This window comes from Streptomyces regalis (genome assembly GCF_001509475.1).
Taxonomy (GTDB): domain Bacteria; phylum Actinomycetota; class Actinomycetes; order Streptomycetales; family Streptomycetaceae; genus Streptomyces; species Streptomyces regalis.
On record NZ_LLZG01000364.1, the window covers coordinates 46,215 to 71,753 of the forward strand.

The 25,539-nt window shown below is 70.3% G+C and carries 21 protein-coding genes; 17 read left to right on the top strand and 4 right to left on the bottom strand.

Going from position 1 to position 25,539, the window contains the following annotated elements; all coding sequences use genetic code 11:
* Window positions 1-58 precede the first annotated feature (58 nt).
* The 4 genes from ADL12_RS33180 (at window position 59) to ADL12_RS33195 (ending at window position 5,138) form a co-directional block, all read left to right on the top strand.
* Entirely contained in the window at window positions 59-1,102 is a 1,044-nt protein-coding gene (locus ADL12_RS33180; RefSeq protein WP_062708970.1) for a 3-isopropylmalate dehydrogenase, read from the top strand.
* Between the two features lie 304 nt (window positions 1,103-1,406).
* Window positions 1,407-2,513 carry a branched-chain amino acid aminotransferase gene (locus ADL12_RS33185; RefSeq protein ID WP_062708973.1) on the top strand — a complete coding sequence of 369 codons (1,107 nt, stop codon included), beginning with the start codon at window positions 1,407-1,409 and terminating at the stop codon, window positions 2,511-2,513.
* Window positions 2,514-2,732: 219 nt separating this feature from the next.
* A complete protein-coding gene (locus ADL12_RS33190) occupies window positions 2,733-3,803 on the top strand; it encodes a hypothetical protein (protein ID WP_159053365.1) in 1,071 nt (356 codons plus the stop codon).
* 15 nt (window positions 3,804-3,818) lie between these two features.
* The gene (locus tag ADL12_RS33195) at window positions 3,819-5,138 is read left to right on the top strand and encodes a KamA family radical SAM protein (protein ID WP_062708979.1); all 1,320 of its coding nucleotides are present in this window, start codon (window positions 3,819-3,821) and stop codon (window positions 5,136-5,138) included.
* Between the two features lie 81 nt (window positions 5,139-5,219).
* Here the strand turns inward: ADL12_RS33195 and ADL12_RS33200 are convergent, their stop codons facing one another.
* On the bottom strand, window positions 5,220-6,662 hold the full coding sequence (locus ADL12_RS33200) for a cytosine permease (protein WP_062708982.1): 1,443 nt from the start codon (window positions 6,660-6,662) through the stop codon (window positions 5,220-5,222).
* A gap of 131 nt (window positions 6,663-6,793) precedes the next feature.
* On the opposite strand from ADL12_RS33200, the gene ureA reads away from it, so the two are divergent.
* The 10 genes from ureA to ADL12_RS33250 all read left to right on the top strand — a co-directional run bounded on the left by ureA (window position 6,794) and on the right by ADL12_RS33250 (window position 20,184).
* Window positions 6,794-7,504, top strand: coding sequence for an urease subunit gamma (gene ureA, locus ADL12_RS33205; protein WP_062708985.1), 711 nt, complete (start codon window positions 6,794-6,796; stop codon window positions 7,502-7,504).
* Window positions 7,501-9,174: an urease subunit alpha gene (locus ADL12_RS33210; RefSeq protein WP_062708987.1), complete on the top strand. Its 1,674-nt coding sequence runs from the start codon at window positions 7,501-7,503 to the stop codon at window positions 9,172-9,174. The genes ureA and ADL12_RS33210 overlap by 4 nt, the downstream gene beginning before the upstream one ends.
* Before the next feature lie 20 nt (window positions 9,175-9,194).
* Window positions 9,195-10,238 carry an agmatine deiminase family protein gene (locus ADL12_RS33215; protein ID WP_062708989.1) on the top strand — a complete coding sequence of 348 codons (1,044 nt, stop codon included), beginning with the start codon at window positions 9,195-9,197 and terminating at the stop codon, window positions 10,236-10,238.
* Between the two features lie 9 nt (window positions 10,239-10,247).
* Window positions 10,248-10,850 (top strand): TetR/AcrR family transcriptional regulator, encoded by a 603-nt coding sequence (locus ADL12_RS33220; protein ID WP_062708991.1) that lies wholly within the window; start codon window positions 10,248-10,250, stop codon window positions 10,848-10,850.
* Window positions 10,851-11,094: 244 nt separating this feature from the next.
* Complete coding sequence (locus ADL12_RS33225) at window positions 11,095-11,859, top strand: TolB family protein (protein WP_062708993.1); 765 nt, start codon at window positions 11,095-11,097, stop codon at window positions 11,857-11,859.
* 68 nt (window positions 11,860-11,927) lie between these two features.
* Complete coding sequence (locus tag ADL12_RS33230; protein WP_062708994.1) at window positions 11,928-13,193, top strand: TolB family protein; 1,266 nt, start codon at window positions 11,928-11,930, stop codon at window positions 13,191-13,193.
* Window positions 13,194-13,554: 361 nt separating this feature from the next.
* Complete coding sequence (gene cimA, locus ADL12_RS33235; RefSeq protein ID WP_062708996.1) at window positions 13,555-15,159, top strand: citramalate synthase; 1,605 nt, start codon at window positions 13,555-13,557, stop codon at window positions 15,157-15,159.
* A 64-nt stretch (window positions 15,160-15,223) separates the two neighbouring features.
* The gene (locus ADL12_RS33240) at window positions 15,224-15,568 is read left to right on the top strand and encodes a VOC family protein (RefSeq protein WP_079052421.1); all 345 of its coding nucleotides are present in this window, start codon (window positions 15,224-15,226) and stop codon (window positions 15,566-15,568) included.
* 149 nt (window positions 15,569-15,717) lie between these two features.
* Window positions 15,718-18,744: a glycoside hydrolase family 3 protein gene (locus ADL12_RS33245; RefSeq protein ID WP_062708999.1), complete on the top strand. Its 3,027-nt coding sequence runs from the start codon at window positions 15,718-15,720 to the stop codon at window positions 18,742-18,744.
* A gap of 84 nt (window positions 18,745-18,828) precedes the next feature.
* Window positions 18,829-20,184 (top strand): hypothetical protein, encoded by a 1,356-nt coding sequence (locus ADL12_RS33250; protein WP_062709002.1) that lies wholly within the window; start codon window positions 18,829-18,831, stop codon window positions 20,182-20,184.
* Between the two features lie 84 nt (window positions 20,185-20,268).
* Here the strand turns inward: ADL12_RS33250 and ADL12_RS33255 are convergent, their stop codons facing one another.
* Entirely contained in the window at window positions 20,269-21,051 is a 783-nt protein-coding gene (locus ADL12_RS33255) for a S1 family peptidase (RefSeq protein ID WP_062709005.1), read from the bottom strand.
* A 493-nt stretch (window positions 21,052-21,544) separates the two neighbouring features.
* Here ADL12_RS33255 and ADL12_RS51300 point away from each other — a divergent pair, with 493 nt between their 5' ends.
* Window positions 21,545-21,874 carry a DUF485 domain-containing protein gene (locus tag ADL12_RS51300; protein ID WP_244188148.1) on the top strand — a complete coding sequence of 110 codons (330 nt, stop codon included), beginning with the start codon at window positions 21,545-21,547 and terminating at the stop codon, window positions 21,872-21,874.
* 17 nt (window positions 21,875-21,891) lie between these two features.
* Window positions 21,892-23,490 (top strand): solute symporter family protein, encoded by a 1,599-nt coding sequence (locus ADL12_RS33265; protein WP_062709259.1) that lies wholly within the window; start codon window positions 21,892-21,894, stop codon window positions 23,488-23,490.
* A 102-nt stretch (window positions 23,491-23,592) separates the two neighbouring features.
* Here the strand turns inward: ADL12_RS33265 and ADL12_RS33270 are convergent, their stop codons facing one another.
* On the bottom strand, window positions 23,593-23,823 hold the full coding sequence (locus tag ADL12_RS33270; protein WP_062709009.1) for a hypothetical protein: 231 nt from the start codon (window positions 23,821-23,823) through the stop codon (window positions 23,593-23,595).
* A 394-nt stretch (window positions 23,824-24,217) separates the two neighbouring features.
* Between ADL12_RS33270 and ADL12_RS33275 the strand changes: the two genes are divergently transcribed.
* A complete protein-coding gene (locus ADL12_RS33275; RefSeq protein WP_062709012.1) occupies window positions 24,218-24,817 on the top strand; it encodes a YdeI/OmpD-associated family protein in 600 nt (199 codons plus the stop codon).
* A 115-nt stretch (window positions 24,818-24,932) separates the two neighbouring features.
* Here ADL12_RS33275 and ADL12_RS33280 read toward each other — a convergent pair whose 3' ends face one another.
* Complete coding sequence (locus ADL12_RS33280; RefSeq protein ID WP_062709015.1) at window positions 24,933-25,487, bottom strand: YceI family protein; 555 nt, start codon at window positions 25,485-25,487, stop codon at window positions 24,933-24,935.
* Window positions 25,488-25,539 lie beyond the last annotated feature (52 nt).

A 25,539-nucleotide genomic window follows, 5' to 3' on the forward strand; every position in this document is an offset into this window, starting at 1 on the left:
GCTGTCCGTATCGCGGACATGCCGTGTCATCCCATGGGACGAGGAGTAGGGTGCCGACATGTCTCGCAGCCTCAATCTCGCAGTGATTCCCGGTGACGGCATCGGCCAGGAGGTCGTGGCCGAAGGCCTGAAGGTCCTCTCCGCCGTCCTTCCGCAGGATGTGAAGCTGGAGACCAAGGAGTACGACTTCGGTGCCCGGCGCTACCACGCCACCGGTGAGACCCTCACCGACGCCGATGTCGAGGCGCTCAAGAAGCACGACGCCATCCTGCTCGGCGCGATCGGCGACCCCTCGGTCCCGTCCGGCGTCCTGGAGCGCGGTTTCCTGCTCAAGCTCCGCTTCCTCTTCGACCACCACGTCAACCTGCGTCCGTCGAAGCTCCTCCCGGGTGTCGCCACCCCGCTCGCCGGTCAGCCGGAGATCGACTTCGTCGTCGTCCGCGAGGGCACCGAGGGCCCGTACACCGGCAACGGCGGCACCATCCGCAAGGGCACCCCGCACGAGGTCGCCACCGAGGTCTCCGTCAACACGGCCTTCGGTGTCGAGCGCGTGGTCCGCGACGCCTTCGCCCGCGCACAGGCCCGCCCCCGCAAGAAGCTGGCGCTGATCCACAAGAACAACGTGCTGGCCTTCGCGGGCCATCTGTGGACGGACATCTTCAACAAGGTGGCCGAGGAGTTCCCCGACGTCACCACCGAGTACATGCACGTGGACGCGGCGACCATCTACCTGGTCACGCAGCCCGAGCGCTTCGACGTGATCGTCACCGACAACCTCTTCGGCGACATCATCACCGACCTCGCCGCGGCCGTCTCCGGCGGCATCGGCGTGGCGGCCTCCGGCAACATCAACCCCTCCGGCGAGTTCCCGTCCATGTTCGAGCCCGTCCACGGCTCGGCCCCGGACATCGCCGGCCAGGGCAATGCCGACCCCACCGCCACGGTCCTGTCCGTCGCCCTGCTGCTGCGCCACCTCGGCTACGACGCCGAGGCCGCCCGCATCGACGAGGCCGTCTCCACCGACCTCGCGGAGCGTACCGGCAAGCCCGCCCGCTCCACGTCGGAGATCGGCGACGCCCTGGCCGTACGAGTAGCCGGCTGACCGTCCCCCACTGCCTTAAGGGCGGGGGGGGGACCCCCACCGCCACTCGGAATCTCACGCAGATCCCTCGAAGCCGCCGGGTCACGAAGCACCCGGCGGCTTCCCTGTGTCCGCCGCCGGGTGTCACCATCAACCCTGAGTCGCGATTCACGCCGATCACGCCGATTTCTTCCACGGCTCCCGCTTGCGATAATCGAACGCGGAGCCGCGGATCGATGGAATGCTCGGACGTCCTAGCACTGGCCACTGGCAGTACTGGCGTGATCGCGGCCCGCCACAACCAACCGGTGAAGGACATCTACTCATGACGACGCCCACGATCGAGCTCAAGCCCTCCGCCAGTCCGCTCGCCGCCGCAGAGCGCGAGGCGATCCTGGCCAACCCCGGGTTCGGCCGCCACTTCACCGATCACATGGTGACGATCAAGTGGACCGAGGGCCGCGGCTGGCACGACGGCCAGCTCGTGCCGTACGCGCCGATCTCCCTCGACCCGGCCACCATGGTCCTGCACTACGCCCAGGAGATCTTCGAGGGACTGAAGGCCTACCGCCGGCCCGACGGGTCCGTCGCCACCTTCCGCCCCGAGAAGAACGCCCAGCGCTTCCAGTCCTCCGCCCGCCGGCTCGGCATGCCGGAGCTGCCGGTGGAGACCTTCATCGAGGCGTGCGACGTGCTGGTGAGCCAGGACCAGGCCTGGGTCCCGGCGCACGGCGGCGAGGAGTCCCTCTACCTGCGTCCGTTCATGTTCGCGACGGAGGTCGGCCTGGGCGTGAAGCCCGCCAGCGAGTACCTGTTCATCGTCATCGCCTCCCCGGCCGGCGCGTACTTCCCCGGTGGCGTCAAGCCGGTGTCCATCTGGGTCTCCGAGGACCACGTCCGCGCCGTGCCGGGCGGCATGGGCGACGCGAAGACGGGCGGCAACTACGCCGCCTCCCTGCTGGCCCAGGCCGAGGCCGCCGCCGAGGGCTGCGCCCAGGTCTGCTACCTCGACGCGGTCGAGCGCAAGTGGGTCGAGGAACTCGGCGGCATGAACCTGTACTTCGTGTACGGCGCTGCGTCCAATGAAAAGCCGGTGATCATCACGCCGTCCCTCACCGGCTCCATCCTGGAGGGAGTCACCCGTGACTCCCTCCTCACGGTCGCCCGTGACCTCGGCTACGAGGCCGAGGAGGGCCGCGTCTCCGTCGACCAGTGGCAGCGCGACTCGGAGAACGGCACCCTCACCGAGGTCTTCGCCTGCGGTACGGCGGCGGTCATCACGCCGGTCGGCACCGTCAAGCGTACGGGCGCGCAGTGGCAGCAGAGCGGCGGGGAGCCCGGCGAGGTCACGCTGAAGCTGCGCGAGGCGCTCCTCGACATCCAGCGGGGCAAGGCCGAGGACAAGCACGGCTGGATGCACAAGCTGGGCTGAGTCACACCGGGAGACGAGGAGCCCGCCCCGGCCCTGCGGCCGGGGCGGGCTCGCCGTATCTCCGTCCGGAATCCGACCGGTAGCTCCTCCAACTGGCGGTCGGAGCATGGCCGTTCGTTCGACGCGTATCGCCCCCTCCGCACGGGTATCCACTGATTCCGCGGGGGAACGAGCCGGCCTCCCCTGCGCGCATACGACGCCAGGAGGAGGGAGCGCCAGGTGAGCGGACGGTCGCCGATACCCCGGTTGAGATGGCTCGCCCGGGCGTTACGCACGCCACGCCGCCCCCAGAGCCTCACGGTGCTCGTCCTGCTCACGGCCTGCGCCACCCTGTTGCTGTGGCACAGCAAGGGCATGGACAACTACGACGAGAACCTCGCCCTCAACCTCGGCACCGACATCCTGGGCGTCGTCGTCACCGTCTTCGTGATCGGTCCGCTGATCTCCCGGGCCCAGGAGGGCCGAGTCCGCGAGCACCACCGGCTCGACTACGAGTGGTTCGCCGCCCAGGTCCACGGCACCACCTCGAACGTGAAGGTGCTCGACACCTTCTCCAACCTCTTCGGGCCGCAGTTCTCCGAGCGCTTCTTCCGCGCTGTCCGGGCAGCCACCGCGCACGGAGCCCGGGTGCAGATCCTGCTCCTCGACCCGGACTCCCTCGCCGTCATCCTGCGCGGCCGCGAACTGGGCGAGCGCAGCGCCGACATCCGCCGTGACATCCTGCGCAATCTGCGCACCCTCGACCGGTTCGCGCAGCGCCTCGACGACAACGCGCGCCAGTTCCTCGAGGTGCGGCTGTGCTCGACCTCCCCCGGTGTGACGCTGTACCGCTGGGACGAGCGGTGTCTGGTCTCCTTCCTCACCGTCGGCCGGCTCTCCGGCGAGGGAGTCCAGCTCGAGGTCGCCGTCCGTTCCCCGCTCGGCACCTTCGTCGAGCAGCGCTTCGACGAACTGTGGCAGCAGGGCAAGCCGATGGAACGCTTCACCCGGATGCCGGTCACCCTCGTCGACACGGGGAACGGGCGACGCGAGTTCACCTGCCAGTTCGTGTCCGTCGACGACAGCCTCTACATCTCCGGACCCGACCTCGTCACCTACCTGGCCCGCCACCACCTCGACCAACTCTCCGCGTTCAGCGACGCCTTGACCGCCCCGGGCGCACACGAACTGATCGTGGTCGACGACGAGAGCGACCTGCACGCGCAACTCATCCAGCACTTCACGGAGAAGTACGATGCGTCGACGACCGCGTTCGTCCAGTTGCGGCCGTCGGTCCTGGTCACGGAATAGAGGGCCCTGGCACAGATGAGTTCAGCGCACCACCCCGCTCCCAACGGAGGGAGCCCCCGCTTTCGCGCCTTCACGCCCCGTGATCTGGACGCCCTGCTGCAGCGCGTGCCCCTGTCGTCCGACCAGCGGCTCGCACTGCGGGCGGTGGCGGCGGTCCTGCCGTTCCGTACGAACACGTACGTCGTCGACGAGCTGATCGACTGGACGGCCGTACCCGACGACCCGATCTTCCGGCTCACCTTCCCGCAGACCGGCATGCTGCCCGCGCCGGACCTGCGCCGCATGGCCGACCTCCTCCTGCGGGACGCGCCGAAGGCCGAGGTCGTGCGCGTGGCCCACGAGATCCGGATGAAGCTCAACCCGCATCCCTCGGGCCAGCTCGACGCCAACGTCCCGGTGCACGAGGGGCGCCGGCTGACGGGCCTTCAGCACAAGTACCCGGAGACGGTGCTGATCTTTCCGCGTCAGGGCCAGACCTGCCACGCCTACTGCACGTACTGCTTCCGGTGGCCGCAGTTCGTCGGCGAGGCCGACCTGCGCATCGCCACCGACGACATCGCCGCCACCACCGCCTATCTGCGCGCCCATCCGGAGGTCAGCAGCGCGCTGATCACCGGCGGCGATCCGCTGGTGATGAGCACGGACGTGCTGCGCCGCTATGTCGAACCGCTGCTGGAGATCGACACGATCCGCTCGGTGCGCATCGGCACCAAGTCGCTCGCCTTCTGGCCCTACCGGTTCGTCTCCGACCGGGACGCCGACGACCTGCTCGGGCTCTTCGAGCAGGTCGTGGCGAGCGGCCGGCATCTGGCCCTGATGGCCCATGTCACCCATCCGCAGGAGCTGCGGCCGGCCGTGGTGCGGCAGGCGATGCGCCGGGTGCGCGACACGGGCGCCGTGATCCGGTGCCAGGGTCCGCTGGTGGCGGGCATCAACGACAGCGCTGATGCCTGGGCCGAGCTGTGGGACGAGACGACCACCCTGGGTGCGGTGCCGTACTACCAGTTCGTGGAGCGCGACACTGGTCCGCAGGGCTACTTCGGGGTGCCGTTGGCCCGCGGCCACGAGATCTTCCGCGCCGCCTACTCCCGCGTCTCCGGCCTCGCCCGCACCGTACGCGGACCGGTCATGTCGGCCATGCCCGGCAAGGTGTGCGTGGACGGCGTCGCCGAGGTGGCCGGCGAGAAGGTCTTCGTGCTGCACCTGATCCAGGCGCGCAACCCGGACCTGGTCGACCGTCCGTTCTTCGCGGCGTACGACGAGGGCGCGACCTGGTTCACCGACCTGAAGCCGGCGTTCAGCGCGGAGTTCCTGCCGGGGCTGGAGGCGGGCTGATCTGTTGGTCGGCGTTGCGGGCCGGGTCGCTGGGGGCTGCCGCCCCCAGACCCCCGCTTCGGCCCTGAACGGGCCTCGTCCTCAAACGCCGGACGGGCTGTTGTCGCCGACCGGAACTGAGTTGTCGGCCTCGGCTTCCGCCTTCACGGAACCCGGGGTCGACAGCACGTACGCCACGCCGCCCACAGCCCCCGACAGCAGGAAGCTGCAGTCAACCCCGCCCGTCAGTCCCAGCAGCGGCCCCTCGTACGACGGAAGGGAGACGGCCAGCAGGCCGACCACCGCACCCAGCGCCCACGCCACCGTCGCCTGGATGTTCCAGCCGGCCCGGTACCAGTAGATCCCGCCCCGCGCCCGGCGGTTGAACACCTGGAGGGCCTCCGCGTCGTACACGCCACGGCACCGGGCGAAGCCGATCAGGGTGATGACCGCCCACGGGGTGCCGATGGCCGTCAGCAGCAGTACGAAGGACGTCATCGCGTCCTGGGCCGAGGAGTAGTAGTGGCCGACGAAGACGCAGGCCGTCGCGATCACCGCGACCGCGTACGTGGCCGTCGCCCGGGACGCGCGCGGCAGGATGGCGTCCAGGTCGAGGCCCATGGAGTAGAGCATCAGGCCCGCGTTGCCGACCGAGCCGGCGGAGGCGGCCAGGAGGAGGGGGATCAGGTACCAGGTGGGGGAGGCGTCGACCAGGGGGCCCGCGTAGTCGAGGGCCGCCCGCGCCGCGTACGCCGTGAAGGTGCCGAAGAGCTGCGGGACCAGCAGGCCCAGGATCAGGCCGAGCCAGGTCGCGTGCAGGACCCGGCGTGAGGAGTGGCGGGCCGGGGAGATGTAGCGCGTGTAGTCGCCGAGCAGGGTGATGAAGGCGATCGGGCCGGACAGGCCCGCAGCCACCGTCGCCAGCAGCCACGTCGGCCAGAAGCCGCCCAGCAGATAGCCGCCCGCCTCGGGCAGCGCGTCGCTCGTGAAGTGCGGGGCGTAGGCGATCACGCCGAGGGCCAGCAGGGCCGTCATGCCGATCGCGAGGACGCGGGACATGGCGAGCAGCACCCGGTAGCCGTACACCGCGCCCGCGACGGTCGCCGCGGCCAGCAGCCCGTACACCAGGCCGTACGACACCCCGCTCGCCGGCAGCCCGACGAGCCGGCCCAGTACGCCCACCATCACATCGCCGCCGATCCACACGGTCAGGGCCGTGTAGCCGAGGGCGAGCAGGAGCCCGACCACCGAGCCGACCAGGCGGCCCCGGACGCCGAACTGGGCGCCGGAGGACGTGGACAGGTTCGTCGCCGTGCGCAGGGAGATCAGGGCCAGCGGGGCGGTGAGGACCGTGCCGACCAGGGTGCCCACCACGATCGAGCTGACCGACGCCCACCAGTCCAGGCCGAACGACGGGGGCAGCCAGCCGAAGACGATCACCCCCAGACAGAGGTTGGAGCCCAACAGGATCGAGACGAGGTCCCGTGGGCCGCTCGTGCGTTCCCCCTCGGGGATGGTGTCGACTCCGCGCTGTTCCCTTGGCATGGCTGATCTCCCTCGGTTTGAGTGACGTTCAATCTGAGGTGTCCTTGAGGTTGTCGTCAACCCTTTGAATGCGGCAATCTCTTGTTTAGAGTGATGCTCTAAATCTGGGGAAGGCAAGGAGGTGTCGCGTCGTGAGACTGACTCCCACGGAGCGTGACCGGCTGCTGCTGTTCGGAGCCGCGGAGCTGGCCCGTGCCCGCCGCGCCCGCGGTCTGCCGCTCAACGTGCCGGAGGCGACCGCGCTGATCGCGGACACCGTGTGCGAGGCCGCCCGCGACGGCGCCCGGCTGGCGGAGGCCATCGAGCGCGCCCGATCGGTGCTCGGCCCGGACGACGTGTTGCCGGGTGTCGCGGACGTCGTCACCGAGGTGCATGTCGAGGCGGTCTTCGACGACGGTTCGCGGCTCGCGGTCGTCAGCGATCCGATCGGCGGGAGCCTCGGTGATCGAGCCCCCGGCGCGCTGCTGCCGGGGCCCGGGCACGCAGAGCCCGAGGCGGTCGTACGGCTGACGGTCACCAACACCGCCACCGTCCCCGTCTCCGTCACCTCCCACTTCCACTTCTTCGAGGCCAACCCACGCCTCGACTTCGCACGGGAGGAGGCCTACGGGATGCGGCTCGCCGTACCGGCCGGGTCCTCCGTGCGGTTCGGGCCGGGGGAGGCCGTCGAGGTCGGGCTCGTGCCCATCGGCGGCGATCGGATCGCGATCGGATTCGCCGGTCTGGTCGACGGGGCGCTGGACGCGCCGGGGGTGAAGGAAGAGGCCCTGCGCAGGGCCGCCGCCTGCGGATATCTGGGAGCCGCAGCTCAAGGGGGCGAGTTTCAGGGAGCAGAACGATGAATCCGTACGAGTACGCCGCCACCCACGGCCCCCGCGCCGGTGACCGCATCCGCCTCGGCGACTGCGGCCTGACCATCCGCGTCGAGGCCGACTCGCAGCGCTGCGGCGACGAGTTCCTCGCCGGGTTCGGCAAGACCGCCCGGGACGGGCTGCACCTCAAGGCCGCCGCCGTCCGGGAGACCTGTGACGTCGTCATCAGCAATGTGGTGGTGATCGACGCGGCGCTGGGGATCCGGAAGGTCTCCATCGGGATCAGGGAGGGGCGGATCTGCTCGATCGGGCGGGCCGGGAACCCGGACACCCTCGACGGGGTCGATGTCGTGGTCGGGACCGGTACGTCGATCGTGTCCGGCGAAGGGCTCATCGCCACCGCCGGGGCCGTCGACACGCATGTGCACCTGCTGTCGCCGCGCATCATGGAGGCCTCGCTCGCCTCCGGGGTGACCACGATCATCGGGCAGGAGTTCGGGCCGGTGTGGGGCGTCGGGGTCAACTCGCCGTGGGCGCTGCGGCACGCGTTCAACGCCTTCGACGCCTGGCCGGTCAACATCGGGTTCCTGGGGCGTGGTTCGTCGTCCTCGTCCGCGCCGCTGGTCGAGGCCCTCGCCGAGGGCGGCGCCTGCGGCTTCAAGGTGCACGAGGACATGGGTGCCCATACGCGGGCCTTGGACACGGCTCTCCGCGTCGCCGAGGAGTACGACGTCCAAGTCGCCCTGCACAGCGACGGACTGAACGAGTGCCTGTCCGTCGAGGACACGCTGAAGGTGCTTCAGGGCCGCACCATCCACGCCTTCCACATCGAGGGCTGCGGCGGCGGACACGTCCCGAACGTGCTGAAGATGGCCGGCGTCCCGAACGTCATCGGCTCCTCCACCAACCCCACGCTGCCCTTCGGGCGGGACGCCGTCGCCGAGCACTACGGCATGATCGTCTCCGTCCACGACCTCAAGACCGACCTGCCCGGCGACGCCGCCATGGCCCGCGACCGCATCCGCGCCGGGACGATGGGCGCCGAGGACGTGCTGCACGACCTGGGCGCGATCGGCATCACCTCGTCGGACGCGCAGGGCATGGGGCGGGCCGGCGAGACCGTACGCCGTACGTTCGCCATGGCCGGGAAGATGAAGGCCGAGTTCGGCGCCCCGGACTGCGGTCACGACAACGAGCGCGTCCTGCGCTACATGGCCAAGCTGACCATCAACCCCGCCATCGCCCACGGCCTCGCGCACGAGGTCGGCTCGATCGAGGTCGGCAAGCTCGCCGACATCGTGCTGTGGCGGCCGGAGTACTTCGGCGCCAAGCCGCAGCTCGTCCTCAAGGCCGGCTTCCCGGCATACGGCGTGGTCGGCGACCCGGGCGCCGCCACCGACACCTGCGAACCCCTCGTGCTGGGCCCGCAGTTCGGGGCGTACGGCGCCACCCCCGCCGACATCTCGGTCGCCTTCGTCGCCCAGGCCGCCGTCGACCAGGGAGGCGACACCATGCCGACCCGGCGCCGCAGGGTCGCCGTGCGCGGCACGCGCGGCATCGGACCGGCCGACCTGCGCCTCAACTCCCGTACCGGATCCGTCGACGTCGACCAGCGCACCGGCCTGGTCACCCTCGACGGCGAGCCGCTCCGCTCCGAGCCGGCCGAGTCCGTCTCCCTCAACCGCCTGTACTTCCTGTGACGTTCAGACAAGGACCCGCTATGACCACCCCCGCCGCCGACGGCTTCCGTATGCCCGCCGAGTGGACCCCGCACGAGCGCACCTGGATGGCGTGGCCGGGCCCGAACCCGACCTTCGACGACCCCGAGGGCCTCGCCGCCGCACGCATCGCCTGGGCCTCCGTGGCCCGTGCGGTCCGCCGCTTCGAGCCGGTGACGGTGGTGTGCGGGCCGGGGCAGGCCAGGGCGGCCGCCGCTCTCCTGGGCCCGGACATCGACACCGTCGAGCGGGATCTGGACGACGCGTGGATGCGCGACATCGGGCCGACCTTCCTGACCGACGGGAAGGGTGAACTCGCCGCCGTGGAGTGGACGTTCAACGGCTGGGGCGCACAGGACTGGGCCCGCTGGGAACACGACGCGAAGATCGCCGCGTATGTCTCCGACCTCGCCGGGTCGACAAAGACGTACGCCTCGAAACTCGTGAACGAAGGCGGTGCGATCCATGTGGACGGCGAGGGCACCGTCCTGCTCACGGAGACGGTCCAGCTCGGCCCGGAGCGGAACCCCGACTGGACCCGCGAGCAGGCCGAGGCCGAGATCCACGCGCACCTCGGGACCCGCAAGGCGATCTGGCTGCCGCGCGGCCTGACCGGCGACTACCCGCCGTACGGCTTCGGCACCCTCGGCCATGTCGACATCGTCGCCGCCTTCGCCCGCCCCGGTGTCGTCGTGGCCCACCACCAGCCGGACCCGGCCCACCCCGACCACGAGGTGACCAAGGAGGTCATCGGCATCCTGAAATCGGCCACGGACGCGCGCGGCCGCCGTCTGGAAGTGGTGGAGGTCCCCGCGCCGACCGTCCTGGAGGCCGACGGACACTGGGTCGACTACTCCTACATCAACCACTACCTCTGCAACGGCGGCGTGGTGCTGTGCGGCTTCGACGACCCGCGCGACGAGCTCGCGGCCGGCATCTTCCGCCGGCTGTTCCCCGAGCGGACGGTGACCCTGGTCGACGCCCGTACGATCTTCGCGGGTGGTGGAGGCATCCACTGCATCACGCAACAGCAGCCGAAGATCTAGGAGCCGCAGATGGCCGGTGGGCGCAGGCAGGCGCCGCCCCGCGACGAGGTCCTCGTCGCCGCCATGGAGATGATCGCCGAGCGCGGTCTGGAGAAGCTCACCATGGCGGCGCTCGGCCGTGCGGTCGGGATGAGCAGCGGCCATCTCCTCTACTACTTCCACTCCAAGGACGAACTGCTGCTCCAGACCCTGGAGTGGAGCGAGGGCCGGCTGGGCGCCGAGCGCGGCCGACTGCTGACGCGGGCGTCCGCGACGGTCCGGGAGCGGATCGACGCCTACGTCGACCTGTACGTCCCCGACGGCCACCGCGACCCGCACTGGACGCTGTGGCTGGAGGTCTGGAACCGCTCGCAGAACGCCGACGACGACGCCCGCGACCGCCAGGCCGCGATCGAGGGCGCCTGGCACCGCGATCTGGTGGCGCTGCTGGCGGAGGGCGTGTCGAGGGGCGAGTTCCGGCCGGTCGACCCGGACCGTTTCGCCGCCCGGCTGCGGGCGCTGCTCGACGGGTTCTCCATCCATGTGGCGATCGGGCTGCGGGGGACCGACCGAGCGCAGATTCTCGGCCACGTACGGGAGTTCCTGGACGAGAGCCTCCTCGCGGACGCCTGACCTTCCGCCCGGGTTGTACGCAATAAGGCCGATTGACCCCGTGGCCGGTGGTGCGTTTGCCTCGTGGAGAGCCCTCGGCGCGGGGCCGGGGGAAAGCGCCAACGGGGACCAGGGGGGAACATGTCCGTAGCCCAGAGGCTTCAGCGCGAACGGCCGCTACGCCGCCTTCACCTCCGCCGACCCCACGGGCGGCTACCACACCCGCCTGTACGTCAAGGACCTGCGCACCGGCACGCTCACCCAGGTGCCCGAGGACCTCCAGTACACCGGGAGCGCGATGATCAGCGCCGACGGCCGCCGCGTCGCGTACACCAACGGCAACCGCCACGGGGAGCCGTACGTCTACGACCGTGTGACCGGCGAGACCGTGCAGCTGTGGCCCGCCCAGCCGCCCGACGGCTTCTACGAGTTGGGCCATGCCGAGGCGATCAGCGCCGGCGGCCGGTACGTGGCGTACGGCATCGGCAGTCGGCACGGGTTGCAGGCCCTGTACGTCCGCGACCTGTCCACCGGCACCGACGAGCAGATCGCGCTCCCGGCCGACGGGCAGATCGGGGAGGCCGCGATCGGCGCGCACGGCCGTACGGTGGCGTACGCCGTGTTCGCGCGCACCGGGCAAGGCGTGACCCACCGCATCCACGTCAAGGACCGCGACTCGGGTGAGACCCGGCTCCTCGCCGACGGCCCCGCCCTCAGCGCGCCCAGGCTCCTCCCGCTCGTCGTGGACGGCCGGCGAGTGCTGTACAACGGCCGGTCCGCCGACGGCACTCCGCAGCCGCACGCCCACGACCTGCGCACCGCCCGCACCGAGCCGATCGGCGCACCCGGCGCCCTGACGCTGCGCGACCTGAACACCGGCAGGGAGCGGGCGGTGGCCGCGGCCGGTACGGCCCTCCCGGGCGCGGTCACCCGCAACGGCCGTTCCGCCGTCTTCAGCTCCACGGCCGACGACCTGGTCCCGGACGACACCAACGGGGCGTCGGACGTGTTCATCGACCACATCCACTGACCGGCAACCGGCAACCGACAACCGACAACCGAGACCGACAAGCAGCACCACAACAGGGGGAACAGATCTTGTACGTCAGCACACGCACCGCGCTCGCCACCGCCCTCGTCGCCGCCACGGTGGCCCTGACGGGAACGTCGGCGAGCGCCGCGCCCCGAGTCCCGTCCACCGAGCGGATCACCGTGTCCGGCACGGGAGAGCAGGGCGCGGACCACTCCGCAGGGCCCTACCTGAGCGCGAACGGCCGCTACGCCGCGTTCTCCTCCCACGCGCCGAACCTCGTGCCCGGCGACACGAACGGCGTGGAGGACGGCTTCGTACGCGACCTGCGCACGGGCCGGGTGGAGCGGGTCAGCGTCACGTCCGACGGCACCCAGGTCGACGGCGGCACCGAGCCCGCGGCCATCAGCGCGGGCGGCCGCTATGTCGTGCTCGTCTCGACCGCCGACAACCTCACCGACTGGCCGGAGCCGAAGGAGTACTGGGCCAAGGACGTGTACGTCCACGACCGGGTGACCCACCGCACCGACCGGGTCGGCACGACACCCACCGGCGCCTCCGCCTACGCGCACGGCGCCGCCGCGATCTCCGACGACGGCCGGTACGTCGCGTTCAATGCCCGGCCGAAGCAGATGGAGAGCGGTCAGACGGTCATCTACCCGGCCGTGTACGTCACCGACCGCCGCACCGGCGCAGTCGAGCGGATCACCAACCGCGACCACGCGGACCGCGGCTCGTACCACCTGGACATGAGCGCGGACGGCCGGTACGTGGTCTACGAGCAGTTCGGCCCGCGCGGCGGGGGCGGCGCGATGCTGGTGCACGACCGCCGCACCGGCACCGAGAAGCAGGTCGACGTCACACCGCAGGGCACGCCCGCCCAGCGCTCCGGCCTGGACCCCTCGATCTCGGCGGACGGCCGCCACGTCGCCTTCACCTACCGGGGCGACGACCTGCTCCCGGACGGCACCGCGGTCAACACCAGCACCTATGTGCGCGACCTGCGGACCGGCACCACCCGCGGCATCGTCCACGACGGCACGGGAGAGCCCGCGGTCATCACCGGCCCCGAGATCAGCGGCAACGGCCGTTACGTCGCCTACGGATTCAGGGCCGCGCAGGGCCAGGACAACATCTACGTACGGGATCTGCGCACCGGCACCTCCAGCCTCGCCAGTGAGTCGGTGACCGGCGGCCCCGTCGCCGACGACAGCGTCTACGCCACCTCGTTCGGCGGCGGCGACAAGCTTCTCGGCCTCGGCTCCGGCTCCGCCCAGCTGGTCACCGGCGACACCAACGGCGTGACCGACGGGTTCGTTCGGCGACTGAAGTGACCACGAGAAGCAGACGGAGCACACGGAACACACGGAGCACAGGGGGAATCGTGATCAGCACAGTGTTCGCATCCTGAGACGGACGGTGAGCACGGGGGCGACTTGTGCCAGACTGCCGCCGTGCTCTCGTTCGCCATGATTATTGGCAGCAGGCGCGCCGGTCCGCAGTGACCACCACGTACGACCAGGTACGGGTGGACACCGTCGTCCTCGACCCGCGCGCAGACCTCTCGCACCCGCGAGGGGTTTTTCTGTTTCCCGGCCCACCCGCAGCCGGGCGGAGAGCGTGAGGGACCATAGGTGGGGGCGGTGGAGCCGGTCATTCCGGTAGACCGAGATCCAACACAGGAGCCTTACGACCATGACGGTAACCAGCGAACTCGACGACTCGTTCCACGTCTTCGACACCACCCTGCGCGACGGCGCCCAGCGGGAGGGCATCAACCTCACTGTCGCCGACAAGCTGGCCATCGCCCGTCACCTGGACGACTTCGGGGTGAGCTTCATCGAGGGCGGCTGGCCCGGCGCCAACCCCAGGGACACCGAGTTCTTCGCGCGCGCCCAGCAGGAGATCGACTTCAAGCACGCCCAGTTGGTCGCGTTCGGCGCGACCCGTCGCGCGGGCGGCAAGGCGAGCGAGGACCCGCAGGTCAAGGCCCTCCTGGAGTCCGGCGCCCCGGTGATCACCCTGGTCGCGAAGTCCCACGACCGGCACGTCGAGCTCGCCCTGCGCACCACGCTCGACGAGAACCTGGAGATGGTCCGCGACACGGTGTCGTACCTGCGCGAGCAGGGCCGCCGCGTCTTCGTCGACTGCGAGCACTTCTTCGACGGCTACCGCGCCAACCCCGAGTACGCGAAATCCGTCGTCCGTACGGCCTCGGAGGCCGGCGCCGACGTCGTCATCCTCTGCGACACCAACGGCGGCATGCTCCCCGCGCAGGTCCAGGCGGTCGTCTCCACCGTCCTCGCCGACACGGGCGCACGCCTCGGCATCCACGCCCAGGACGACACCGGCTGCGCGGTCGCCAACACCCTCGCCGCGGTCGACGCCGGCGCGACCCACGTACAGTGCACGGCCAACGGCTACGGCGAGCGCGTCGGCAACGCCAACCTGTTCCCGGTGGTGGCGGCCCTGGAGCTGAAGTACGGCAAGAAGGTCCTCCCCGACGGCCACCTGCGCGAGATGACCCGCATCTCCCACGCCATCGCCGAGGTCGTCAACCTCACCCCCTCCACGCACCAGCCGTACGTCGGCGTCTCCGCCTTCGCGCACAAGGCCGGCCTGCACGCCTCCGCGATCAAGGTCGACCCGGACCTGTACCAGCACATCGACCCCGAGCAGGTCGGCAACACCATGCGGATGCTGGTCTCCGACATGGCGGGCCGCGCCTCGATCGAGCTCAAGGGCAAGGAGCTCGGCATCGACCTCGGCGGCGACCGCGAGCTGGTCGGCCGGGTGGTCGAGCGGGTCAAGGAGCGCGAGCTCAAGGGCTACACGTACGAGGCGGCGGACGCGAGCTTCGAACTCCTCCTGCGCGCCGAGGTCGAGGGCAAGCCCCTGAAGTACTTCGACGTCGAGTCCTGGCGCGCGATCGTCGAGGACCGCCCCGACGGCATCCACGCCAACGAGGCCACGGTCAAGCTCTTCGCCAAGGGCGAGCGCATCGTCGCCACGGCCGAGGGCAATGGCCCGGTCAACGCCCTCGACCGCGCGCTGCGCGTGGCCCTGGAGAAGATCTACCCCCAGCTCGCCAAGCTGGACCTCGTCGACTACAAGGTCCGCATCCTGGAGGGCGTCCACGGCACCCAGTCCACGACCCGCGTCCTGATCTCCACGTCCGACGGGGCGGGGGAGTGGTCGACGGTCGGCGTCGCCGAGAACGTCATCGCGGCGTCCTGGCAGGCCCTGGAGGACGCGTACACGTACGGGTTGCTGCGGGCCGGGGTGGCGCCGGCCGAGTAGGCCGAACGGACCTCGCATCTGCCCCCGGGCCCGTCGTCCACGGCACAGTTGAGCCATGGACGACATGGACACCGACGACAGGAACCTGTTGGCCCGGGGGAGTGTGGCGACCCGCCTGCCCGCCCAGGACATGGAGCGGGCGCGGCGTTTCTACTCCGAGAAGCTCGGCCTGGAGCCGGTCGACGAACGGCCGGGCGGGCTGCTGTACCGGTGCGGGGACACGGAGTTCGCCGTGTACCGGTCGACCGGCGCCTCCCCCGGCACCTTCACCCAGATGGGCCGGCAGGTCGAGGACGTCGAGGCGGTCGTGGCGGAACTCAGGCGGCGCGGCGTGGAGTTCGAGGAGGTCGACGTGCCCGGGTTCCGCAGCGAGGGCAACCTGCTGGGGGTCGGCCAGCCGTACGCCTGAGCCGTACCTGAAGAAACAACACCACTGACCTGGCCAGGAGTTGAGTGTGCCCCTGTCCTGATGTGAAGTCTTGACGCCCTTCGGCACCATTAGTTAACTCACGGCGTGATCTAAGTCATGTGTTGACTCTGAGAGCCGAGGGACGTTCCATGCGCAGAACCGCCCTGCTCGCCTCCGCCGCGCTCCTCACCGCCCTGCTCCCGCTCACCGCCGCCGCCCCCGCATCGGGCGCCGACGACCCCGCCCCGGTCCCCGTCGACCGCTTCGAGGGCGAGGTGCCCTTCGCTAGCCCGCCCGCCGAGGGCGTCTTCACCTGGGGCAGCGACAACGACGACCCGCCCGCCCTGCAGCTCACCGCCCGCGACGACGCGCCCGAGGGCGAGAAGGTGCTCGCCGGCACGTACGACATCAGCGGCTACGGCGGCTTCACCCACGGCTTCGCCTTCGCCGAGCCCGCCCACGACTGGTCCGCCCACAAGGGCATCCGCCTGTGGTGGGACGGTCAGAACAACGGCAAGAAGATCGCCTTCGAACTCAGGGACGGCGGTGCCAACGGCGAGGCCTCCGAGCTGTGGACGACCTCCTTCACCGACGACTTCACCGGCTGGAAACAGATCGAGCTGCCCTTCACCGACTTCACCTACCGCACGGACTACCAGCCCGTCGGCGGCATCGACCACATCCTCGGCCTCACCGAGACCTGGGGCTACGCCGTCACCCTCCCGGTCGGGATCAGGGCCCGATTCGCCATGGACGGCGTCGAGTTGTACGGCAAGGCCGACCAGTCCCTGAAGGCCTCCGTCCGCACCGACTCCCCCGTCCACCCCACCGACGAGGGCGCTGCGGCGACCGCGAAGCTCACCGTCGCCACCACGGGCTCCACTCCCCTAGACGAACCCGTCACCGTCAGCTACGAGACAACGGGCGGCACCGCCGACCCGGGCAGGGACTACACCCCGGTCACCGGAACCGTCACCTTCCCGGCCGGCACGGCCTCCGGCACCACCCGCGAGATCCGCGTCCCCACCCTCAAGGACAGGTCCGCCGAGCCGGCGGAGACGATCCCGCTGAAGCTGACCGTCACCGGCGCCAGGCCTCCGGCCGAGACCCCGCAGATCGTCGTCGACGCGCACGGACTGCCGTATCTGGACAGCAGGTTGCCGGTGCGCAAGCGCGTCGCCGACCTCCTCGCACGCCTCTCCCTTCAGGAGAAGGCCGGCCAGATGACCCAGGCCGAGCGCGGCGCCCTCACCGCGTCCGGTGACATCGCCACGTACGCCCTCGGCTCGCTCCTCTCCGGCGGCGGTTCCACGCCGACGCCCAACACCGCCGAGGCCTGGGCGAAGATGATCGACGGCTTCCAGCTCCGGGCCCGGGTGACCCGGTTCCAGATCCCGCTGATCTACGGTGTCGACGCGGTGCACGGCCACAACAACCTGACCGGCGCGACGATCATGCCGCACAACATCGGACTCGGGGCGTCCAGAGATCCGGGCCTGGCGTACAAGGCCGGCGCGGTCACGGCGGCCGAGACGCGGGCCACCGGTATCCCCTGGGACTTCGCGCCCTGTCTGTGCGTGGCCCGGGACGACCGGTGGGGACGGACCTACGAGTCCTTCGGCGAGGACCCGGCCCTCGTCGATGCCATGGAGACCGTCATCCAGGGCCTCCAGGGCAGGCCCGACGGACGCGACCTGAACCGGAACGACAAGGTTCTCGCCACCGCCAAGCACTTCGTCGGCGACGGCGGCACCGAGTACGGCTCCTCCACCACCGGCACGTACACCATCGACCAGGGCGTCACCAAGGTCACCCGGCAGCAGCTGGAGGCCGTCCATCTCGCCCCGTACGAGACCGCCGTCGACCGCGGTGTCGGCACGGTCATGCCGTCGTACTCCTCCCTGGACCTCGTCGGCGACGGCCAGGGCCCGGTGAAGATGCACGCCCGCGCCGACATGATCAACGGCGTCCTCAAGGACCGTATGGGCTTCGACGGCTTCGTGATCAGCGACTGGCAGGCCATCGACCAGATCCCCGGCGACTACGCCTCCGACGTCCGGACGTCGGTCAACGCGGGCCTCGACATGATCATGGTGCCGTACGCGTACAAGGACTTCCGCGCGACGCTGGTCGACGAGGTGAAGGCCGGCCGGATCAGTGAGCGGCGGATCGACGACGCCGTGTCCCGCATCCTCACCCAGAAGTTCCGGCTCGGCCTCTTCGAGAAGCCGTACGCCGACACCAGCGGGGCCGCGCGGATCGGATCCGCCGAGCACCGGGCCGTGGCCCGGCGGGCGGCGGCCGAGTCGCAGGTGCTGCTGAAGAACTCCGCCGGGCTCCTGCCGCTGAGGAGATCACAGAAGGTCTACGTCGCCGGATCCAACGCCGACGACATCGGCAACCAGAGCGGCGGCTGGACGGTCACCTGGCAGGGCGCGTCCGGGGACGTCACGCCCGGTACGACGATCCTGGAGGCGATGCGGAAGAACAGCGCGGCGCTGACGTACTCCAAGGACGCCTCGGCCCCGACGGACGGCCATGACGTCGGCGTGGTCGTCGTCGGCGAGACCCCGTACGCCGAGGGCGTCGGCGATGTCGGCAACGGCCACGACCTTCGGCTGAGCCCCGCCGACCGGGCAGCCGTCGACAAGGTGTGCGCCGCGATGAAGTGCGCGGTGCTGATCGTAGCCGGGCGCCCGCAGCTGATCGACGACGAGAGCCTGGCCGGGATCGACGCGCTGGTCGCCTCCTGGCTGCCCGGCACCGAGGGCGACGGCGTGGCGGACGTCCTCCACGGCAAGCGGCCCTTCACCGGGCAGCTGCCCGTCACCTGGCCGAAGAGCGAGGCGCAGCTGCCGATCAACGTCGGGGACACGTCGTACGACCCGAGGTTCCCCTACGGCTGGGGCCTGACCACGCTGACCGAGGTGCCGGGCGGCGGCGCCGCGACCCTGCGGGCGCTCGGCATCGCGGCCGCGGCCGCCGAGCGGGCCGGGGCCGAAGAGGCGGGGCGCGCGCTCGTCACCAAGGCCCGGCTGCTCGTCCAGCACAGGGCGGCCGGCAGGGGGATCACCGAGGCGGTGGCCGGGCCCTTCGCCGAGGCCGACCATCTGCTGCTGACGGGCCGGTACGGGGCGGCGGTGCGGAAGCTGACGGCGGCGTACAGAGCGGCCTGAGCTGTACAGGGCATCTCTTCCGGTGGGGCAGGTCCGTACCGGGAGAGATGCCCGTTCTCGTGCCCCATCGGGTAGCGTCGAAGTATGAGGACTCCGCTGTTCCGGGGCCTCATGCGCGCAGCTGTGGTGCCGGTCGCCGCGACGTTCGCGGTGCTCATGACCGGTGCCCCCGGCGCGCACGCGGCCACGGACCTCTCGAAGGTTGCCGAGCAGTTGCGCGAGGGCCCCGTCTACGTGGACCCCGCCGCCTCGGACCTGCTGTCGTCGGCTGACGCAGAAGCGCTCGCCGACAAGATCGAGGACGCCGACAAGCCCGTCTTCGTCGCCGTTCTCCCGGCCGACCAGCCGACGCAGAACCTCCTCCTGAACCTCCGTACCGAGACCGGTGTCACGGGCCTGTACGGCGTCCGCGTCGATGATCGCTTCGACGCGGCGGCCGACGCCTCCGTCCTGTCCCGGCAAGGCGTGGACAACCTGGTCACCTCGGTGCAGGGCGCCGGTGATCCCAAGGCCCAGCTGAACGATTTCGTCGACGCGGCGCTGCAGAACGTGGGCGGTACGGCACCGGCCAGCTGGAGCGACGGCGGGGACGGCACGGGCGTGGACGCCGGCGGGCTGATCGCCGTCGGCGCGGTGCTGGCGGCGGGCGGCGCGGGCGCCTACGCGCTGGTCCGGCGCAACCGGCGGCGCCACGAGGAGGAGCGGCGGGCGGCGCTGGAGAAGCTGCGGGTCGTGGTCGACGAGGACATCACCGCCTTCGGCGAAGAACTGGACCGCCTGGACTTCCATCCGGCCGAGCCCGGTGCCGACGACGCGATGCGCGCGGACTACGAGCGCGCGCTGGACTCCTACGACCAGGCGAAGCGGCTCATGGACGCAGCGCGCAAACCGGAGGACGTCAAGGCCGTCACCCAGTCCCTGGAGGACGGCCGCTTCTGCCTCACCCAGCTGTGCGCCCGCCGGGAGCACCGGCCGCTGCCCGAACGCCGGCCACCCTGCTTCTTCGACCCACGCCACGGCCCGGCAGTGGCCGACGAGACCTGGACACCACCCGGCGGCACCGCCCGCGAGGTCCCGGTCTGCGCGGCCGACCGCACCCGCCTCGCCGAAGGCCGCGACCCCGTGATCCGCGAGGTGGACACGGAGTACGGCCGCCGCCCGTACTGGGACGCCGGCCCCGCCTACGGCCCCTGGGCAGGCGGCTACTTCGGCGGCGGCCTCCTCCCCGGCCTCCTCATCGGCACGATGCTCGGCAGCATGATGGCCACGCCGGCCTACGCGGCCGACTACGGCGCGGGGTACGGCTACGGCGACGGGGGCTACGGCGGCGGCGACGTGTCCGGTGCGGACTTCGACACCGGGGACTTCGGGGGCGACGGTGGGGGAGGCTTCGGCGGAGGGGACTTCGGTGGGGGTGGCTTCGACGGGGGAGGCTTCTGACACCCACCTGCCGCGGAACACGGTACGGGCCCGGCGTCCGAAGACGCCGGGCCCGCACTACTGGAACGCCGGCAAACCGATAGGTCAGAGAGAGGACGCCGCCGAGGCGATCGCGGAGGCGAAGGTCGAGACCTCGGTGTAGACGCCGGGGGCGTTCGGCCGGGCGCAGCCTATGCCCCAGCTGACGATGCCGACCTGGATCCACTGGTTGGCGCTGTCCCGGCGGAACATCGGGCCACCGGAGTCGCCCTGGCAGGTGTCGACGCCGCCGGAGGGAAGGCCGGCGCAGATCTCCTCGCTCGCGATGAGGCCGCTGTAGCCGCTGTAGGCACGGCACTGGGCGTCGCTGACGAACGGCACATTGGCCTTGAGCATGTAGCGCTGCTGGCTGCCGCCCTCGGTGGCCGCGCCCCAGCCGGCGACGGTGAAGGTGCCGGTGTTGTACTGCGTGGTGGTGGCGATCTTCAGCGTCGGCAGGTTGATGGGCTGGGCGAGCTTGATGAGCGCCCAGTCCTTGCCGTTGCCGTTGTAGCCGGGGGCCTGCAGCACCTTGGTGGAGCGGACCTGGACACGCCCGCTGGTGGACTGCAGGTCCACGACACCGGCGGTGGCCGTGATGCTGGTGTTGTTGCCGGAGCCGCTCACACAGTGCGCGGCGGTGAGCACGATCTGCTGGGTGTAGAGCGCGCCGCCACAGCCCATGGAGAGCCGGACCATGAACGGGAACTCGCCCTGCGTGGCACGGGTTCCACCGACGACGCGGGAATCGGCGGCATTCGCGGCCGAGACGGGCTGAAGGCTGACGATCGCGAGAGCGGCGGCGCCGAGGGCCGCACATCTCTTGAGCGCGGTGAGGAGCTTCTTCAACGTGATGCCTTCCGTGGGGGGTTGGACATACGAACGTGGAGAGCGCTGGAATGTCAGGAGCATGCCAAGCCGTGATTTTGATGGCATGCGCCGGTCAAATGTGTTGGCTGGATTATGTGGACCCTGCGAGCGCCTCGACAAGTGGCCAAAACCGGCCATGACGCATCTCGCCGTGGCGTGGTGTGGCCTGGCGTGCCGTAAACCGGAACCCGAAAATCCGATCTTTATGTTTCGCAAGCTGGTTGATAGTTCAAGCGCCCCGCTGCAATACTCCGTTTCCCCCTCCCTCACGGTCCGCGACCGCAACGTGACTCGTTCCTCCGCTCATGCCGGTCACGTGCGCGACATAAGGCAGCAAAGAAGGTGCGTTATGTCCATATATCCATCGCCGAACGACAGTTTTCACCCGCCCCCGCCCCCGTCCCCGCCCCCGCCCCCGAGAGTTGGGCGCCCAAGTCCGGAGCCGATACACAGCTCTCCTGACTTCGATGCGCTGCGCAGCGCATACCGAACCTTCGGCACCGCGGCAACGCTTGCCTCGGTCGGTGGATTCCTCGTGTACGTCCTGCTGTCGAGTTTCGCCGCCGGCATGATGAACCAGCCGCTGGTCGGCCACCTGACGATCGGGCTGGCTCTGGGCCTGTGCCAGTTCCTCCTCATGGGCGGGACGATCTGGCTCTACGTCCGGCACATGCGCCGACGGGTCGACCCGGTCACGCACCGCCTGCGGGCCCGACTGCACGAGAACGAGGCACAGGCGAAGGCCCAGGCGCAGGCACAGCAGACCCGTAACCACACGGGAAGGCAGTGGGGCGCGTGGTGACGCAAGCCGCCGGTCAACTGGTGCATCACGCCGCGAGTGTCACCGACCGGGCCACTCTGCAGCTGACGCTCATCCTGTTCATCACTGTCGTCGTCGTCACCCTGTTCACGGTGCTGCTGACGGCCCCGCAGCGGGACGAGATCAGCGAGTTCTATCTGGGCGACCGTGACATGTCGCCGTTGCGCAACGGGCTCGCCATGTGCGGTGACTACCTGTCGGCCGCGACACTGCTGGGCAGTACCGGAATCGTCGCGCTGACCGGCTACGACGGTCTGCTCTATCTGGGCGGCACGGTGGTCGCCTGGATGATGGCGCTGCTGATGATCGCCGAACCCCTGCGCAACTCGGGCAAGTTCACGCTGGGCGACACCCTGGCGCTGCGGCTGCCGCAGGGACAGCGTTCGGTCCGGCTGGCGCTCGCCCTGTGCACCCTGGTCGTGTGCCTCCTGTACCTGGTCGCCCAACTCGTCGGCAGTGTGGCCCTGTTGGCGCAGTTCATCGGAGCACCGAGCGGGACGGCCCGGGCGATGTGCGTGGTGGTCATCGGCACCATAGTCGTGGTGTACGCGGCGATCGGCGGCATGCCGGGTGCCACGGTCATCCAGGTGGTCAAGGCCGTGATGCTGGTCGCCGGGGTGGGAGTCACCGCCGTCATGGTGCTGCACCACTTCAACTGGAACATCGACAAACTCCTGTCGACCGCCGCCGCCAACAGCGCCCTGGGCGACCGCTACCTCGGCCCCGGCCTGCGATACGGCGGTACCACCACCAACAAGCTGGACTTCTTCAGCCTGCAGTTGGCCATCGTGCTCGGACTGGCCGCGCTCCCACACATCATGATGCGGCTGCTCGCCCCGCGCTCCACGCGCGTCCTGCGCGGCTCGGTGGTATGGGCCGTGGGTCTGATCGGCTTCGTGTGTCTGATGGCGGGCGTGCTGGGCCTGGGCGCCACCGCGATCGTGGGCCGGGAGCAGATCGCGGACCTCGACCCCAGGGGCGATGCGGCGGTGCTCCTGCTCGGGTACGAGCTCGGCGGCGGCGTACTCGTGGCGCTCCTGTCCAGCCTGGCCTTCATCACGCTGCTCGGAGTGGCCGGCGGACTCACGCTCGCCGCGGCCTCCTCGATCGCCCACGACCTGTACGGCGAAGTGATCCGCAAGGGCAAGGCGACGCAGACGGAAGAGGTAGCCGTCGCCCGGCTCTCCGCGGCGGCCATCGGCGTCATGGGCATGATGCTGGCCCTGCTGTCCTGGGGCACGAGCACCGCGACGCTGGCGTTCCTGGCCTTCGCCATCGCAGCGTCCGCCATTCTGCCGACGATCGTCTACAGCCTGTTCTGGCGAGGCTTCACCGCACGCGGCGCGCTGCTGAGCCTGTACGGCGGCCTGGCCTGCTCGGTGCTCCTCGTGGTGTTCTCCCCGATCATCTCCTCCACCCCGAACTCGGTCTACCCGCACTCCGACTTCGCCTGGTTCCCGCTGCAGAACCCCGGCATCGTCTCGATCCCGGCGGGCTTCCTGCTGGGCTGGGTCGGCTCGGTGCTGAGCAAGCGCCAGGAACCGGGGGTGTTCGAGAAGTTCGAGGTTCGCGCGCTGGTCGGTGCCGACGAGCGGTGATACGTCCGGAGGCTGGCGGGGCGCCCGCGGGGGCGCCTCTCCGGCCACGGCGAAGTGGGAGGTGAGCGCCCCCGGCCGCCGGCACGCAATGGCGGCGCCCGCTCAGGACGCGGGCGTTTTGGCCGAGCGCAGCCGGGCGTACCGCTCACCGGCGGCATGCCACCAGCCCGGCGGGGAGGGGAAGCCGACGACGGAGGTCGGCTGATCCGGATGCAGCCCGAGCCGCCGCAGGGCACCGGCGTCGACGTGAACCGTGATCCACGATCGCCAGTGCCCGTCGCCCCCGGGCCCGCAGGCTCGATCCAGGCGGAGCTCCTCCTCGTCGAACGGCATCCAGTCGAGGCCGCGCTCACGCAGTCAAGCGCGCACGGCGGCCAGGGGGTAAGGAGACCTGTTCTCGATTTCGTACGACGTGATGGCGACCCAGGAAAGACCGGCGGGACCCGGCCAGGAGGTGGTGGTCATGCCGACCAGGATGCCGGAACACGACGTCGGCGCGCTTCCCGATTTCGACGCGCACCCATCCCCGCGCCACCCGCCACCCGCCACGCGCCACCACCAGGGACAGCGCGACGAGCACGGCACTGACCCGCAGCACCGACCGGTATCAGAGGCCGCCCCCGGTTGCCGCACCCCGAGCCAGGGACCGAGCGTGGCGCCGACGGGGGCTGTGCGGGGCACTCCTTATAGGACAAAAACTGACCTACTCGCCACCTACCGTGTCGCCATGACCACCCCAGACGGCACAGAGCCCCTCGCTTTCGAATCTGCCGCTTCCCTCGACACCTGGCTGACCAGCCACACCGCCCCGCACCCCGGCCTCTGGGTCAAGGTCGCCAAGAAGGGCTCCGGCATCCCCTCCGTCACCGCCGCCGAGGTCAACGACGTCGCCCTGTGCCACGGCTGGATCACCGGTCAGCGCAAGGGGCTCGACGACTCGTACTTTCAGCAGCGGATCACCCCGCGACGCCCGGGCAGCGTCTGGTCGGTGGTCAACGTGCGGCGGGTCGAGGAGCTGACGGCCGCCGGCCGCATGCACCCCTCCGGCCTCGCAGAGGCGGAGGCCGCGAAGGCGGACGGGCGGTGGGCAGCGGCGTACGAGTCGCAGAAGAACGCCGCAGTCCCCGAGGATCTCGCGGCCGCGCTGGAACGGAACCCCCGGGCCAAGGTCACCTTCGACGCGCTCGGAAAGACGGACCGGTACCTGGCCATGCTCGGTGTGCTCCGAGCCCGGACTCCGGAGAGCCGGGCGGCTCAGGTGACGGCCGCGGTCGCGAAGCTGGAGGCGAGGGAGGCGAGGACGTTGTCTCTGTCTCCTACGACCTGAGGGGGGCCGGATTCCTGGGCTGACCCTGACTACAAGCCCCTGGAGACCGCCCACCAGGTCGACTGAAGGGGCGGCGCCGACGCTACCGGCCCGGCGCCCGCCCACAGGCGACGGCTCACGCGTTCCTGATCGCCGAAATGTCGAAGATGAGCTTGATCTTGTCCGAGACAAGCACCCCACCCGTCTCCAGCGCCGCGTTCCAGGTCAGCCCCCACTCCGAGCGCAGGATCTGCGCCTTGCCCTCGAAGCCGACGCGCTCGTTGCCGAAGGGGCCCTTCGCGGCGCCGTTGAACTCGAGGTCGATGGTGAGCGGCTTGGTGGTGCCGAGGATCGTCAGGTCGCCGGTGATGCGGTAGTCGTCGTCACCGAGGGCCTCCGCCGAGGTGGAGCGGAACGTCATCGTCGGGAACTCGTCCGTCTTGAAGAAGTCCGCGCTCTTGAGGTGCCCGTCGCGGTCCGCGGAGCCGGTGTCGATGCTGTCCATCTTGACGTCGATGGACGCCGTGGACGCGTAGGGGTCGCTGCCGTCCAGGTGCAGCGAGCCCGTGAAGTCGAGGAACTTGCCCTTGACGTTGGTGACCATGGCGTGGCGGACGGTGAAGCCGATCGTGGAGTGGGCCGTGTCGATCGTGTAGTCGCCGGTCAGCGCGGACAGGTCGGAGTTGGCCATGATGTGCTCCTTCGAAGCGTGAGGCGTGATGTTGAATCTTGAACTACATCAA

Coding starts and splice junctions, on each gene's coding strand:
- ADL12_RS33180 (WP_062708970.1), top strand. CDS start 59: ATGTCTCGCAGCCTCAATCTCGCAGTGATTCCCGGTGACGGCATCGGC.
- ADL12_RS33185 (WP_062708973.1), top strand. CDS start 1,407: ATGACGACGCCCACGATCGAGCTCAAGCCCTCCGCCAGTCCGCTCGCC.
- ADL12_RS33195 (WP_062708979.1), top strand. CDS start 3,819: ATGAGTTCAGCGCACCACCCCGCTCCCAACGGAGGGAGCCCCCGCTTT.
- ADL12_RS33200 (WP_062708982.1), bottom strand. CDS start 6,662: ATGCCAAGGGAACAGCGCGGAGTCGACACCATCCCCGAGGGGGAACGC.
- ADL12_RS33210 (WP_062708987.1), top strand. CDS start 7,501: ATGAATCCGTACGAGTACGCCGCCACCCACGGCCCCCGCGCCGGTGAC.
- ADL12_RS33215 (WP_062708989.1), top strand. CDS start 9,195: ATGACCACCCCCGCCGCCGACGGCTTCCGTATGCCCGCCGAGTGGACC.
- ADL12_RS33220 (WP_062708991.1), top strand. CDS start 10,248: ATGGCCGGTGGGCGCAGGCAGGCGCCGCCCCGCGACGAGGTCCTCGTC.
- cimA (WP_062708996.1), top strand. CDS start 13,555: ATGACGGTAACCAGCGAACTCGACGACTCGTTCCACGTCTTCGACACC.
- ADL12_RS33240 (WP_079052421.1), top strand. CDS start 15,224: ATGGACACCGACGACAGGAACCTGTTGGCCCGGGGGAGTGTGGCGACC.
- ADL12_RS33245 (WP_062708999.1), top strand. CDS start 15,718: ATGCGCAGAACCGCCCTGCTCGCCTCCGCCGCGCTCCTCACCGCCCTG.
- ADL12_RS33250 (WP_062709002.1), top strand. CDS start 18,829: ATGAGGACTCCGCTGTTCCGGGGCCTCATGCGCGCAGCTGTGGTGCCG.
- ADL12_RS33270 (WP_062709009.1), bottom strand. CDS start 23,823: ATGCCGTTCGACGAGGAGGAGCTCCGCCTGGATCGAGCCTGCGGGCCC.
- ADL12_RS33275 (WP_062709012.1), top strand. CDS start 24,218: ATGACCACCCCAGACGGCACAGAGCCCCTCGCTTTCGAATCTGCCGCT.
- ADL12_RS33280 (WP_062709015.1), bottom strand. CDS start 25,487: ATGGCCAACTCCGACCTGTCCGCGCTGACCGGCGACTACACGATCGAC.